11 protein-coding genes are annotated in these 13902 nt (G+C 59.7%); 7 read left to right on the top strand and 4 right to left on the bottom strand.

The features are described 5' to 3' along the window. Window positions 1-22: 22 nt before the first annotated feature. Window positions 23-856, bottom strand: a complete 834-nt coding sequence (locus H1B37_RS27045; protein ID WP_182870404.1) for a metal ABC transporter ATP-binding protein — start codon at window positions 854-856, stop codon at window positions 23-25. A gap of 28 nt (window positions 857-884) precedes the next feature. Next, window positions 885-1898, bottom strand: a complete 1014-nt coding sequence (locus H1B37_RS27040; protein WP_182870403.1) for a metal ABC transporter solute-binding protein, Zn/Mn family — start codon at window positions 1896-1898, stop codon at window positions 885-887. A 374-nt stretch (window positions 1899-2272) separates the two neighbouring features. Here H1B37_RS27040 and rbp point away from each other — a divergent pair, with 374 nt between their 5' ends. Both rbp and H1B37_RS27030 read left to right on the top strand, forming a co-directional pair. Further along, on the top strand, window positions 2273-2623 hold the full coding sequence (gene rbp / locus H1B37_RS27035; RefSeq protein ID WP_182870402.1) for an RNA-binding regulator: 351 nt from the start codon (window positions 2273-2275) through the stop codon (window positions 2621-2623). Window positions 2624-3545: 922 nt separating this feature from the next. Continuing rightward, entirely contained in the window at window positions 3546-3962 is a 417-nt protein-coding gene (locus tag H1B37_RS27030) for a hypothetical protein (RefSeq protein ID WP_182870401.1), read from the top strand. 345 nt (window positions 3963-4307) lie between these two features. Here the strand turns inward: H1B37_RS27030 and H1B37_RS27025 are convergent, their stop codons facing one another. Further along, window positions 4308-5810, bottom strand: coding sequence for a methyltransferase (locus H1B37_RS27025; protein ID WP_182870400.1), 1503 nt, complete (start codon window positions 5808-5810; stop codon window positions 4308-4310). A gap of 14 nt (window positions 5811-5824) precedes the next feature. After that, window positions 5825-7210, bottom strand: a complete 1386-nt coding sequence (locus H1B37_RS27020; protein ID WP_182870399.1) for a tetratricopeptide repeat protein — start codon at window positions 7208-7210, stop codon at window positions 5825-5827. Between the two features lie 441 nt (window positions 7211-7651). On the opposite strand from H1B37_RS27020, the gene H1B37_RS27015 reads away from it, so the two are divergent. The 5 genes from H1B37_RS27015 to H1B37_RS26995 all read left to right on the top strand — a co-directional run bounded on the left by H1B37_RS27015 (window position 7652) and on the right by H1B37_RS26995 (window position 13760). Next, entirely contained in the window at window positions 7652-8566 is a 915-nt protein-coding gene (locus H1B37_RS27015; protein ID WP_182870398.1) for a hypothetical protein, read from the top strand. A gap of 13 nt (window positions 8567-8579) precedes the next feature. Beyond that, window positions 8580-9179, top strand: a complete 600-nt coding sequence (locus H1B37_RS27010; protein ID WP_182870397.1) for a hypothetical protein — start codon at window positions 8580-8582, stop codon at window positions 9177-9179. Window positions 9180-9262: 83 nt separating this feature from the next. Continuing rightward, window positions 9263-10585, top strand: coding sequence for a tetratricopeptide repeat protein (locus tag H1B37_RS27005; RefSeq protein ID WP_182870396.1), 1323 nt, complete (start codon window positions 9263-9265; stop codon window positions 10583-10585). 143 nt (window positions 10586-10728) lie between these two features. Then, window positions 10729-12774: a type VI secretion system Vgr family protein gene (locus tag H1B37_RS27000; protein WP_182870395.1), complete on the top strand. Its 2046-nt coding sequence runs from the start codon at window positions 10729-10731 to the stop codon at window positions 12772-12774. Window positions 12775-12851: 77 nt separating this feature from the next. Continuing rightward, complete coding sequence (locus tag H1B37_RS26995; protein WP_182870394.1) at window positions 12852-13760, top strand: FHA domain-containing protein; 909 nt, start codon at window positions 12852-12854, stop codon at window positions 13758-13760. Window positions 13761-13902 lie beyond the last annotated feature (142 nt).

The following is a 13902-nucleotide window of genomic DNA, read 5'->3' as shown; positions in this document are numbered from 1 at the left end:
CCCAACTCCCAACTCCCAACGCTCAAATCGAACTCTCACGTCGCCGCATCGCTTCGGTGACTTCGTCCAACAGTGTCAATCGCCCGCCGTAGGTCTTTTGCAAATTGTCTTGGGTGAACGTTTCTTCGACCGCTCCGTGTGCGACGACGCGCATGTTCAGCAGCACGACGTAATCGAAGTACTCGGGAACGGTTTGAAGGTCGTGATGGATGACCGCGGCGGTCTTTCCACGGGCCTTCAGGTCACGCAGGATTTCGACGATCGCGCGTTCGGTCGCCGCGTCGACGGCCGCGAAGGGCTCGTCCATCAGGTACAAGTCGGCGTCTTGAACGAGCGCTCGGGCCAAGAACGTTCGCTGTTGTTGGCCACCGGACAGCTGGCTGATTTGCCGGTCCGCCAGGTCGCCGATCCCCACACGCGTCAGTGCTTCGCGGGCTTGATCGCGGTGTTTTTTGCGGACCGGTCGGCACCAACCGATTTTGTCGTACAGCCCCATCGCGACCACATCCAAGGCGCTGACGGGGAATTGCCAGTCGACGCTTTCCCGCTGCGGAACGTAGCCGACGCGATGTCGATTGTCCCGGTAGGTGTCACCGAAGATCCGCACCCGCCCGGACGCCCGCGGGATCAAGTCCATCACGGCCTTCAGCAACGTGCTTTTGCCGGCGCCGTTGGGGCCGACGATGCCGATCAGTTGGCCGGCCGGCAGATCGAAGCCGACGTCCCAGATCACCGGTTTGCGGTGGTAGGCGACGGTCAAGTCGTACACCGACAAGGGCACGTCCGCGCCCGACCCATCGTCGCGTGCGGCCGTCGGCAGATTCGTTTCGTCGGTTCGTTCTTGTGGATTCAACATGTTCGGATCGCGCCGTCGTCGGCAGCTGTCAATGTTCCGTTTGGCCGCTCAGTTTGCCTTGGAACCCGCCCGGATCGGCTTGGCCGCCCAGTGCCCGCGTGGCGGTCGACAGGTTGTGATCGAGCATTCCGATGTAAGTGCCTTCATAGGTGCCTTCGCGGCCCATCGCATCGCTGAACAGCATGCCGCCCTTGGTGACCGTGTGCCCCTGACTTGCGGCGCCCTCGATCAACGCTTCGACGTTCTTGGGCGAAACGCTGCTTTCGACGAAGACGGCTTTGACGTTGCGGCGGATCAGCAGGTCGACCAGCGCGTTGATCTGTTGCAACCCCGCTTCGGATTCCGTCGAGATCCCTTGGATCCCGCGGACGTCCAAACCGTACGCACGGCCGAAGTAGTTGAAGGCATCGTGGGACGTGATCAACAAGCGACTTTCTTCGGGGATCGTGGCGATCGCCCGGATCCCGTAGGCGTGCAGTTTTTCCAGCTCAGCTCGATAGGCCGCCGCGTTGGCCGCAAACAGATCGGCATGTTCGGGTGCAAGACGCGTCAATTCATCGCGGATCAAGTCCACGCACTCGCTCCACATCGACACGTCGTTCCAAACATGGGGGTCGCCATGGGATTGTCCGCCCTCGCCGGTTTGCCCCGACTCTGCGGACATCAGCCGGCTGCGATTGATCGCGTCGGTCACCGCGAACACCGGTTTGGTGCGACCGACTTTCTCGAGCGTGTCGGCCATCTTGCCTTCCAGCATCAGCCCGCAATAAAACACCGCTTCGGACTCCATGATGTCTTGGACATCGTCGCGCGTCGGCATGTACAAGTGCGGATCCACTCCGGCGCCACAGATCTGCGTCACCTCAATCCGGTCACCGCCGACATTGCGGACCAGGTCGCCGACCATGCCGACGGTCACCACCACCCGCAACTTCTTGCCGGTACTTGCGGTGCCGGTGGATGTCGAGGACGTTGGATTGCCCGAGTTGCATCCCAACAGCAGGGCGGCGACCAACAACAGGCCGATTGCAGCGTTTTTCATTAAGTTTTCCTTTGCTTTCACGCATCATTCGCGGTGCAATTTAGGCGGATTGCGGCCTGAATCCCAGCCGAGGGACGGATGAAAAAACGCCCCGCCGACGGCGGATCGGCCGGTTCACGCCGGCGGCGACGGCGCCGAAACGCGGCTGGAGGGACAAAAACGTACCCATATTTTTGGGTATCCTGGCATAATCCCCCAAAGAATCACTCCCAGCCCACCTGGAAATAGTGTTACACTGTGCCCAAGTGCGGACGACGGTTGTCGTCGTCCGGCGAGATCGAAGACCGAGACTCTCAGAACGAAATGGACGCCAATTGTGCGTCGCGGACAGCTCCGAGTGATGAGGCCTTCTGGAATTTGGAGCTGTAGTAGCGATGAAGATGTATGTGGGAAATCTGGCTTGGGCCGTTACGACGGAAAAGCTGGAAGAAGTGTTTAGCCAGTACGGTCAGGTTGACGACGCGATCGTGTTGACCGACCGGGAAACGGGTCGAAGCCGCGGCTTCGGCTTTGTGACGATGCCTGATGAAGCGGCAAAGGAAGCGATTGAGGCCCTGGACGGACAGGATTTTGAAGGCCGTCCGCTGCGGGTCAATGAAGCCCAAGAGCGAGCGCCGCGTGGTGGCGGCGGTGGCGGTTATCGTGGCGGCGGTGGCGGAAACCGCGGCGGCGGTGGCGGTGGTGGTTACGGCGGCGGCGGCGGTGGAGGCCGCGGCGGCTGGTAACGAGCCGTACGCTCAACTTGCGTGGCAGGGTTCACTCGAACCAATGGCCGAAAGGCCAGCGTTTGAGTGACGGCGGACTGATTCCAGTCTCCACACCCCGGCACGCTGACCAATCATTCATGTCTCAAACGCGACCCGGGTCGATCACGGCCGGGTCGCGTTTTGTTTTGCGCCTTTGCAATATCGAGCTTTTCCAATCTGGCCGGGCAAGTGATCAACTCCATCGGCATCAAGCTAAGACGAAACCCACTTTGGAAGCATTGATGTCAACACAACGCGCAGTCAACACAACATACAATGGCTCCCTTCTCCCCCGGCTTTGCGCACAGAGAAGGGCTGGGGATGAGGGGGCCAGCGCCGCGAAAACTGATTGGCTGCACGGCACCTCACCCCAGCCTAGCCTGATGAAAAGTACGTGGCGTCGAAAACTGGTGAGCCGGCAACGATTGAAAATTGCAAAATGAACCGTGCAAATTGCGAAATGATTTGAGCGACGATTCCCGGCAAATTTGAATTTTGCAATGAACAGTTTGCAATTTGCAATCGAGGGATCCAGCAGAATTGCTGGACGTCCCCGAACCTACCCAACGTTCCAAGTTCCATTGATTTTCGCCAGCCCACCCCCAACCCCGCTCCCCAAAACCGATCGCGGTCATCATCCTTCCGCGATCGAATTCTGTTTGCGCAATATGTTTTAGGGAGAGGGGAGCCATGCTCTGAATTGCGGACCGATTTGTGTAGGCACCAACGCACTGGAAGGGAGGGTGACGTCGCGTGTTCGATCGTTCCCTGTCTTAACTTGATGCCTATGCCCCACGTTGCGCTCGACCCTCCGGCCAGGAGGATGATTTCAAAACCGCACGCCCTGGACCGGTGAGCGTCGATCTGGTTGCCGCGGTGGTGTTGCTGCTATGCTCTGGTGATGTTCGCTTGGCTAAAAAAACTCGTCTCCGGTCCTGCGCCGCCGGCCGCATCGCCGGATTCTCCGCGCACCGTGCCGCAGAGCGATCTGCGCCAGACGCTGCAGGTCGCGACCGTTTGGCAGGTCGTCGACCGATTCCTGACCCAAAACCCCGCGCCCACTCCGCTCGGCGTCCATGCGCTCGTTGATGCCGGGGCCGCCAACCTGCTCGACGCGTCCGAACTGATTCAGGTGTGTGAGAAAATCCAGGAGCACGGCTATCAGTTTCCGATCAATCCGACGTTGATCAATGAACTGAAACCGCCGGAGTTGCTCGAATTCTTGCGCTGGCACCAGCAGCATGACGTGGAGCCAGAGTACTACGCCAATGAAGCGACGATCCGCGAGCTGATCGAACGGTTTCGCGCCAGCGGCTGAACGGCCCAACGATTGACCAGGCTTTGTCCCTAGACCCGTATCCCTAAACCCGTAGCGGAAGCCGCCAAGGCTTTCGTCTCGCAGCAGTCCACACGGGATAAGCCGAAATTCTTGGCGAATTCCGCTGCCACAAACGATCTTTGGTGTAGCTACGCTCGCCAGAGCGTGGAAAACCCTGGGGATCCACCTTCTGGCGAAGGTAGCTACGTCCGACCGGCGATTCACGGTGTTTCATGAGCGAAGTGGCGATGTCCGGGTAGCCCGAAACGCAAGCGAGTGGATCTCGCTGCGTCCCTTGCTCACGCTGCGGCCTGGTCTGATCAACAGGCCGCGAACGATCAGGTCTCACGAGGGCATCGCGACCAGGATCCCGTTCTTCAACATCGAGCGCACCACCTCCAGCCCCTTCTTGCGCCCCGTTTCGATCGGCAGTCCGATCTCTTTGGAAAACAGGTCCAGGCACTCTCGAACATTCCGCGAGCCGTCAAATTGTTCGATCAGCGTCCGGATGTAGCCGTCGATTCCGATGGTCACCGGCAGCCCCTTGTCCAGGTGCAGGACGATCGAGTCGCGTTTCCAGCGAAAGTCTTTCCAGTGAGAGGTTTCGACTTGACGCAAGTCGTCTGCAACGGCCAGTCGGCATGACAGTAGCGTGTCATCGCCGTCGCTGCCAAAGACGATGTCGCGGCTCGCAAACCCTTGGGCGATCGCATCACCGATGGGCTCGCGAACCGGCTTGGTCAGCTCCGTGAAATCGAACCAGTTGTTCCCCCGGCGTCGTCGCAAGAAGATAAACCCGCCCTGGATCGCAGCGACGCCGCGCTGGCGAAGGTACTGCTCCCATTGCTCCTGTTGCCTCGACAATTCGACTTCATCGGCGATGGATTGGCTGAGCACGCTGCGGGCATAGGTCGATGGGAATTGGCGATTGGCCGAAAGCACCCAGACGTCGCAGTTCGAACCGGCAAACCAGCTTCTCAATCGGTCCTGCCAATCCTGGCCTTCCAGTTCGACCCATTCGCAGATCGCCTGAAACGTTCCGCCTTCTTCCAGATGCTCGGGGACAGCGGCGAACATCATCTTGATGAACCCGTCCAGCTCGAACGGGCTGTAGCGATACGTCGTCACCGCGGACGGGGAAATGATGAACGGAGGATTGGCCAGGATGGTGTCAAAACGCTCGCCGGCGACCGCCGAGAAAAGGTCGCCGGTGACGGCACGCACGTTTTCACAACCGTTCAGCGCGGCGTTAAAACGAGCGAACTCTGCCGCCCTGGGGTTCAAGTCCGAGGCAACCACCGACTCACTGTGTCTGCTGGAGGTGATCCCATGCAATGCAAACCCGCTGCAAAGATCTAGCGTTTTGCCGCCTCGGTTGTGAATCGCCACCGCATTGAGATGCAATGCCGCGTCACACAATGTGGGGACAAACAAGTCGTTGTCCAGATAGTCGGTCCGCTGCAGATCGGCGGCGAACAACAGGTCGTCCACCGGGACCAGGGTCGCGGCCGGGCGCAATTTGCCATCGTGTTTCGATGCCAAGCCGCTTTGCAGGCACGACTGAACCATCGCGCTGGGAAGCAGCCCGGCGGCGACGTCGGCATCGACGGCGATCCCCAAGAAAAACAGTCTGGAGAGCACGTCAAACGGACTCTGGCAGGGGCGAAGCGAAGAGAGTAGCGTTGGCGGCAAACGGTCGCTGGGAGGCGGCACCAGGAATTCGTACGTCTCGTGAAGCTTTGTCTGCGAATAGCCGGCAGCGCGGCAGACGTCGCGAAAACAAGAGGCGTCGTTGGCCGACAGCGGGACCAGAGTCGTTTCAGAGATCACGGAATCAGAGCCTTTCATGGGGGAAGAGCACCTCAAGATGCTTCGTTGCGATGGGCGGCGACCAAGAATCCGGTCACGCTTTCGTGCCCTTCCTTTCTGACTTCCGCCTCGCGGAACACCGCGGTGGAAAAGCCGCTCTGTTCCAGCCAGGTTCGTACGCAAGCCTCGGTGTGCTGGTATCGCCCCGACGTGCCCAGCTGGTATCCGTCGTCGGGAAGGCGGTGTTTGGCCGGGGCGTGGTTTTCCGCGCCGGCTGGCGAAGGCTCGCAGGGTTCGCCGCTCAGCTTTTCCAGGCTAAAGACCAGCAACCCGCCGGGCCGCAGGGTGCGTGATGCCGCGTCGAAGGTGGACCGCAGGTCTCCGATATAGATCAGCGTGTCGGCCGAGATCATCAGGTCAAAGGTTTCCTCGCAAGCGTCCAGGTACGCGGTCAACTCGCTTTCGATCAGCTCATCGTACTGCTCTTTCTGCCGCGCCCGGGCCAGCATTCCGGCCGACAGGTCCACGCCCACCAAACGGTCGGCGTATTTCCGCAGGTAACTCGCGCAAAGCCCTGTTCCGCATCCCAGGTCGACGACCTTCCGTTTGCCGCGATCATCATCCGCGATCAGTTTTTCGATGATGTTTGCGAGCAACTCTGGCGCCCGGTAGTCCAGATTGGTCAGCAGCGACTCGAATCGTTCGGCAAAGACGTCGAAGGTTTGTTTGACGTAATCGGATGACGCGCGGTCGGGCGGAGACTCGCCCGGTCGGCAGACGAGTGCAAAGTGTTGCGCGATCGGATTGTCCGGTTCGATCGCCAACCACTGTTGATAGATCGCAAACGCATCTTCCAAACGCCCCATTTGCCGGAACACTTTCCCCATGCCGTCTTTTGGGGAGATGTAGTTTGCGTCCAGATCCATCGCCCGTTGGAAGGCCGCGATCGCATCGTCCAGCCGACCGATTTTATCCAGCGCCCAACCCAGCGTGTTCCACAGCGCCGCGTCGCTGGGATCCAAGTCGGTCGCCCGCTTGTACGCCGCCACCGCTTCCAGGTGGCGATTCAGGGAGCCGTAGACGTGTCCCAGATGAAGGTGGACGTTGGGGTCATCGGGGTCAAAGTGAATCGAACGTTCATACGCATCGATGGCCTCGTCGTACCGTTCCGCTTCGGCCAGCATGTTGCCCAGATTGTTCAGCGCGCCGGGCTGATTGGGGTCGATCGCGATCGATCGGCGGACACGCTGGATCGCCAATTCCAAATTCCCGAATTGCGCCGCGATCACGCCCAGCAATCCCAACGCGACGGTTTGTTCGGGCTCGCGCTCGAGCACCTCCTTGTACAGCCGTTCCGACTTGGTGAGTTCTCCCTCGTGATGCAATCGAATCGCTTCATTGAGGAGGTCACTGGTTTCCCCCGACACCTCGCTCGCCATAATCCAGCCCGTCGCGTAGAAATTTGTAACGAATGGACGTTGGCGTCGATGACGTCGCGCCGATTCGACCGCCCTGTCCGAGCGTGAGTCTAACGGACACCGCGGATCTGGCACAGCGGCAACCGTTGGTGTCTAGCCTTGAGGCGATTTCGGGTCGCTGCAACGCAGCGACAGTCGGGCGGGTAAAGCCTGCATACCAACACTTCCGTCCGCACCATTCGTACCAGCGTCCTATTCGCAGCTGATCGTACCGGCGGGCTCGCTCTCGGTAGGCAGTGGAGCAACCAGACCTTAAGATGAGGCAGTCGATCGGATCCCGCCGCGTCGATCCGACCGAAAGTCGACGGGTCTTGCCACACAACGAACGTTTTTTTGAGTCGCTCCATGTCGGGTCCTGCGCCACTGAACCACCACCGTTCCGGCGGAGTTGACGGGGGTGCTGTGCATGACGATCGTCCGACCCGCAACCCATTTCATTCGCATCACGCCGCCGCGTGCATCTTGTGCGGCAGCGTTTTGACGGTCGGCGAACAAGCCGTCGGAAAGATTTGTGGCCGCAGTGAGTGCAAGACCCGTTACGTTCGCGAGCAAGCCCAAGCCGAACTTCGTCGCAAAACTGCATTGCAACAGCGAGCCGCCGCGGCCGAACAATCACTCGTCGATTCGAAGGTCATTGCAGCGTCAAACGATCGAGCCCGCAGCGTGATTCCGGCCAACCGCCGTCGATTGACCGAATTGCCCAAGCGGCGGATTCGGGAATTCGTGGACCGTCTGATGGGTGTTGTCAGTCAGGCCGCGGCGATCCGGTTCGGAAACGCGACGTTGGACTGCGAACCCGACCTGTATGACGAACCGTCCGGTCTGGGCGAAACCCAGCTCGCCGTGCTCGGCAATGGCTGTGCCGTCTGTCGCGGTCACTGCTGCCCGCAAGGCAGCGGGCACGCGTTCATCAACGTCGAAACGATGGTCCGCTACATGGAACAGCATCCGCAGCAACGACCACGCGATGTGCTGTCCGCGTATGTCAGCCGCATCGGCCACCGGACGTACGAAGATTCCTGTGTCTACCATGCGGCGTCCGGATGCACCTTGCCGCGTGAAATGCGATCCAAAGTGTGCAACGGCTACCTGTGCAAAGGGCTGACACAGATCTTGAATCAGATCGACGGAACTGCGTCGCCTGAGGTGTTCGTCATTTCCGTCAGCGACTATGAGCCGAACGAGGCGGACGATCATGCTTGCGTCTCGACGCGGGCAGCTGTGATTGACGCGCAAGGCGTCACTGCCTATCCCTTGCCCCCGGCGGCGGCGGCCGGCGGCGAAGCCGATGCCGCAGGCGACACCCCCAAACGATAGGAGCCAGAAGCACGTGCCGATTTGCACCAAGACGTGTTTTCAACAGGGCGGACGGGAATTGATCGAGCTGCTCACGCACTGTGTGTTGTCCTTCAACACCGACGTCCTGTTTCTATACCTGACGCGTGAATACCAATTCCGCCCGCAAGCGGTCGGCGCGGTGGCGTTGTACGACGTGTTCTGTGCCCCGCAAGCGCCGGCGCGGATCAGTGACACCTCGTTGCTTCCTCCCAGCGATCTGCGATTGGGCCAGACGATCGACGATTTGCGCCGGGCGTTGCAGCTGGCCGCCGGCGACCGCCACGCGTCGCAGAAAAACGCGGACGCCAAATGTTCGGGCGGCGAGGCCGATCACGACATGGCCCCCGCCCCAGCGGTCCCGTTGCCGCCGCACTTCTTGTTCGATTCGATCGCGGCTCGCTTGTCGGCTCCCGAGAACCCAAAGCTTTCCTCGCTGGAAAAGGGTTACGATCCCAAGTTGACGCCCCATGAGAACTTGCCCGGAGGAAAATTGTCCGCCGGCGGCCGCGCCTTCGTCGATCACGTCTGGACCCCGAGAATCCGCCCGTACCTGGTGGCATCCGGGTTTTGGAGGTTGGCAACGGTCGGCTAAAGCCTGGGCACCAACACCTCTGCTCGTGCCATCCGTTCCTGTCGCCTGGTACGCCTTCAACGCTCCCCTGGAATCACTCTGCCATGGCAACCTCCCCGCAATCCCCTCCCGTGGCCGACGTCGTCTCGTTAGCCGTCTCGCTGCATCAAGGCGGGCACCTGAATGAGGCGGAGGAGCTTTATCAGCGTGCGCTAGAACGAGACCCCGATCACGTCGACGCACAACACTTCCTGGGCGTTCTGCGACATCAGCGAGGCGATTCCGAGCAAGCGGTGCGGTTGATTCGCAGGGCACTCCTCGGAAACCCGGCCTACCACGGCGCTCGCAATAATTTGGGAAACGTGTTGAAGGAGTCTGAGCGTTTCGATGAGGCCGAGGCCGAGTACCGATGCGTGATTCAAGCGGCTCCCGATCATGCCGATGCGCACAATAATCTGGGCGCGGTGCTTCGGGCACTCAAGCGGACCGACGAGGCGATCGAATCGTTTCGGCACGCGATTCAGGTGCAGCCTCGTCACGCCGACGCCCACCTGAATCTCGGCAACGCGCTCAAGGCATCAGGACAGCGAGAGGAATCTTTGACCGCGCTGCGAACAGCCGTCGAAATCAACCCACGCCTCTCGACCGCGCACCTGAGCTTGGGGCGGGCGTTGTACGTTTACGGCAGGGTCGACGAGGCGGTGGTCGTGTATCGAAGCTGGCTGAAAACCGATCCAGACAACCCGATCGCCAAACACATGCTGGCCGCATGCGAAGGAAACGACGTGCCGGATCGATGTTCAGAAGATTACGTGCGACAATCGTTCGATGCGTTTGCCGCCAGTTTTGATGAAGTCCTGCAGCGGTTGGACTATCGCGCGCCGGCTCTGATCGCCGACGCACTTTCAGATCTGATCCCCAATCCCCCGGGAAACCTGCAGGTGCTCGATGCCGGCTGTGGGACGGGGTTGTGCGGTGAAGACCTGCGCTCCTATGCCGAGCGATTGGTCGGGATCGATTTGTCGCCCAAAATGATGGTCAAGGCCCGATCGCGAAAGGTCTATGACGAACTGGTCGAGGCCGAATTGGTTGCGTACATGTCTGATCATCCGGGCACGTTTGATTTGATCGTGTCCGCCGACACCTTGATCTATTTCGGCGACCTCAAGCGTGCCATTGCCGCCGCGGCCGAGTCGCTGCGGACCGCGGGGACATTGGTCTTTACGGTCGAAAGTCTGGGGGAGTCAGAAGCCGCGCCCGCCTACCAGTTGAATCCGCACGGCCGATACAGCCATCGCCAGGATTATTTGTGTGATTGCATCGCCGCAGCATCGCTTCGCCTTCATGAGATCCGGCCCGTCGTGCTGCGTCGCGAGGTGAAACAACCTGTCGGTGGTTGGGTCGTGACGGCGCTGAAAAAGAAGTGACGTCGCGGTCGAATCGGCCGACGCCGGCGCGTTTGACGACGTCGGCCGCCATCGGTCGCAGTCTGGTGCGGAAGTCCTGCGATACTGTACAATCCCGCCTCTACGGATTGTCCCTGATCAGGCGCATTGAGATTGGCTAAACTATGAGTTCGTCCCAGACAAATCGAGGGATCGCCGTCACCACACAGGCGGGGCCGGACAAGTTGCTGTTCCATCGCATGTCCGCGTTTGAACGACTGGGATGCCCCTTCGAGTTTTCTCTGGACCTGTTGTCGGACGACCACAACATCGTCCTTGAAGACCTGCTCGGCACACCGGCTTGTGTTTCGGTGCTGCTGCCCAACGGTTCGACACGCTACTTTCACGGGTTGGTCAATCGGTTTTCGTGGGCGGGAAGCCACAGCCAGAAATCGGTCTATCGCGCCACGCTAGTGCCCTGGCTTTGGTTTTTGACCCGCACGTCGAATTGTCGAATCTTTCAAAACAAAACGGTTCCCGAAATCATCGAAACCGTTTTCCGTGACCACGGCTTCACCGATTACGTTCTGCGGTTTCGTGAAACGTACCGGCGATGGGACTATTGTGTCCAGTACCGCGAGTCCGATTTCGATTTCGTCAGCCGCCTGATGGAACAAGAAGGGGTCTATTACTTCTTCACGCACGAAGACTCCAAACATGAGATGGTGCTGGCCGATGACGCGTCGGCTCATTCGGCGGCCAGCGGTTATGCGACCGTCCCGTTTTTTCCGCCCGACGAAGGCCGGCTGCGCGAGATCGAGCATGTCTATCATTGGTCGGCATCCAACGAGGTTCAAACGGGGGCGTATGTCCAGGACGATTACGATTTTGAACGCCCCAACGCCGACCTGTTGACCACTTCCAAAAGTCAACGCAAACACAATCTGTCGAAGTTTGAGGTCTATGACTATCCCGGCGAGTACACCAAGAGTGCGGAGGGGACCCACTACACGAATCGCCGCATCGAAGAACACGAGGCGAGGTTTGAACGCGTGCGGGGCAGCGCCAACGTGCTCGGGTTTCAAACCGGTTCCCTGTTCTCGCTGGACGGCCATTTTCGCTCCGATCAAAACGCAGAGTATCTGATCGTCGCGACGAATCTGGAACTGACCACCAGCGAATCCGAAACCGGACAGTCCGAATCGGAGGCCGAGAGCGAACTGTTGCCCGAATGCTCTTTCGAGGCGATCAAAAGTCGCCAGGTGTTTCGATCGCAGCGACAAACGCCACTGCCCAAAATTCGCGGGCCGCAGACGGCGGTCGTGGTCGGCAAGGCGGGCGAAGAAATTTTTACCGACAAGTACGGCCGCGTCAAAGTTCAATTCCACTGGGATCGCGAAGGCAAGTCGGACGAAAACAGTTCCTGTTGGGTCCGCGTCGCACAGTCCTGGGCCGGTAAACGCTGGGGCAGCATTCACATCCCACGCGTCGGCCAGGAAGTGATTGTCGAGTTCCTCGAGGGCGACCCCGACCGGCCGATCATCACCGGCCGAGTCTACAACGCTAACGAGATGCCGCCGTATAAGTTGCCGGACAACCGAACGCAAAGCGGTATCAAGACGCACAGTTCGTCCAAAGGCACGGACCAAAACTTCAACGAGCTACGGTTCGAAGACAAAAAGGGCGAAGAACAGGTCTACTTTCACGCCGAAAAGGATTTCGAACGAATCGTCGAAAACAACGACACCTTGAAAGTCGGCTTCGAAAAGAAGGATGCCGGTGACCAGGTGATCGAGATCTTTAACAATCAAAAGGTCGTGATCGGTGACGCCAAAGCCAAGGACGGAAGCCAGGACATCAAGATCCTGAAAAATTTCACCCAAACGGTCAGCAAGGGCGACGCGACCATCGCCATCGAAAAAGGAAAACGTTCGACGACCATCTACGACGACGATGCCCTGACGATCAAGACGGGAAACCGAACCACGGTCATCAGCCAAGGCGATGACTCGGTCAGCATCAAGGCCGGGGCGCACAAGACCGAAGCGGCCAAGTCGATCCTGTTGAAGGTCGGCGGAAGCAGCATCAAAATCGACCAACAAGGGATCACCATCAAAGCGATGAAGGTTTCCGTCCAAGCCCAGGTCAAAGCCGAAGTCAAAGGCACCATGGTCGACGCCGCCGCCTCCGCGATGCTGACGCTGAAAGGTGCGATGGCGAAAATTAACTGATTCGTCTTGCGACCCCACTCGGCCGCCGACGCCCGCCTCCTCATCGAGCCACATTCTTCTTTTCCGGGTCTCCATCCATGAGAGTCATTCTTCAGGTCACCGCAGGACCCACACTGGGGCGACAAATCCCGATGCAATCGGGCGAACGGGCGCGGTTCGGAAGCAGTGATGTCGCCGATGTCTGTTTTCCAGATGATGCGGAGATGGCCGATGTGCATTTCGAATTGGAATGCCAATCCGATCAATGCCTGGTTCGGGACATGACCGGCGCATCGGCGACCTTCGTCAATAAGACGCCGATCGAGGAAGCCGCGATCGTCGACGGCGACGAAATCGTTGCCGGGCAAACACAGCTGCGAACGGTCATCCAGGGGCGTCCCGGTCAGGCCGATGAAAAACATGACCCGCAGGAAGCCGAACCGCCCGACCAACCGAAACTCTCCGCCGTCGAACTCTGCCAATTGACCGACCTGGAAGAGGAATCACTGCAGCTGTTTCGCCCCAGTCACTCGCCGGAAGAATTCATTCGCGTCCTGACCGAAAATAAACTCTTTGCCGACGCGATCCGAATCGCCACGCTGTATCTGCCCAAACGCCAGACCGTTTTCTGGGCCTACCGGGCCGTCGAAGAGGTCTTCCCACGCGACCTGGACCGTGAGGAACGTGACGCCCTCGACTTGGTGATGGCTTGGTTCAAGGAACCGAGTGAACCGAACCGCCGGGCGGCGATGGCGGTCGCTGAAAAACAGGAATACGCCAACCCGGCCAGTTGTGTCGCCGCCGCCGCGTCCTGGAGTGAAGGCAGCATGGCACCGGCCGAATTCGACGACGTCCCCCCAGACCCGCGGTTGACCGCACAGATGGCCGCCGGCGCGATGATGATGGTCGCGACCACGGGCGACACGATGTCGATCGATCAACGCTACCAGAAGATTCTGGAGATCGGCAACGAATTCCTCGCTGGCAAGGCCGACCTGCCGCAGTAGTTGGGGTGGGGAAATGGCAGAGAGAGACGGGCAAAACGATGGGGGCAAAACGATGAGAAGGCAGAATGATACGGGGCAGAATGATGGGGAGGCAGGATCTTAGGGGCATCGTCACCAAGTCATGACTTCACCCTCCCTGGCA

This window comes from Stieleria mannarensis (genome assembly GCF_014154935.1).
GTDB classification, from domain to species: domain Bacteria; phylum Planctomycetota; class Planctomycetia; order Pirellulales; family Pirellulaceae; genus Stieleria; species Stieleria mannarensis.
This window is presented reverse-complemented; position numbering and strand designations above follow the sequence as displayed.

Bases quoted from the DNA above. Each gene is read 5' to 3' on its own strand.
- H1B37_RS27020 (WP_182870399.1), bottom strand. From the start codon at position 7,210: ATGGCGAGCGAGGTGTCGGGGGAAACCAGTGACCTCCTCAATGAAGCG.
- H1B37_RS27025 (WP_182870400.1), bottom strand. From the start codon at position 5,810: ATGAAAGGCTCTGATTCCGTGATCTCTGAAACGACTCTGGTCCCGCTG.
- H1B37_RS27000 (WP_182870395.1), top strand. From the start codon at position 10,729: ATGAGTTCGTCCCAGACAAATCGAGGGATCGCCGTCACCACACAGGCG.
- H1B37_RS27005 (WP_182870396.1), top strand. From the start codon at position 9,263: ATGGCAACCTCCCCGCAATCCCCTCCCGTGGCCGACGTCGTCTCGTTA.
- H1B37_RS26995 (WP_182870394.1), top strand. From the start codon at position 12,852: ATGAGAGTCATTCTTCAGGTCACCGCAGGACCCACACTGGGGCGACAA.
- H1B37_RS27045 (WP_182870404.1), bottom strand. From the start codon at position 856: ATGTTGAATCCACAAGAACGAACCGACGAAACGAATCTGCCGACGGCC.
- H1B37_RS27030 (WP_182870401.1), top strand. From the start codon at position 3,546: ATGTTCGCTTGGCTAAAAAAACTCGTCTCCGGTCCTGCGCCGCCGGCC.
- H1B37_RS27040 (WP_182870403.1), bottom strand. From the start codon at position 1,898: ATGAAAAACGCTGCAATCGGCCTGTTGTTGGTCGCCGCCCTGCTGTTG.
- rbp (WP_182870402.1), top strand. From the start codon at position 2,273: ATGAAGATGTATGTGGGAAATCTGGCTTGGGCCGTTACGACGGAAAAG.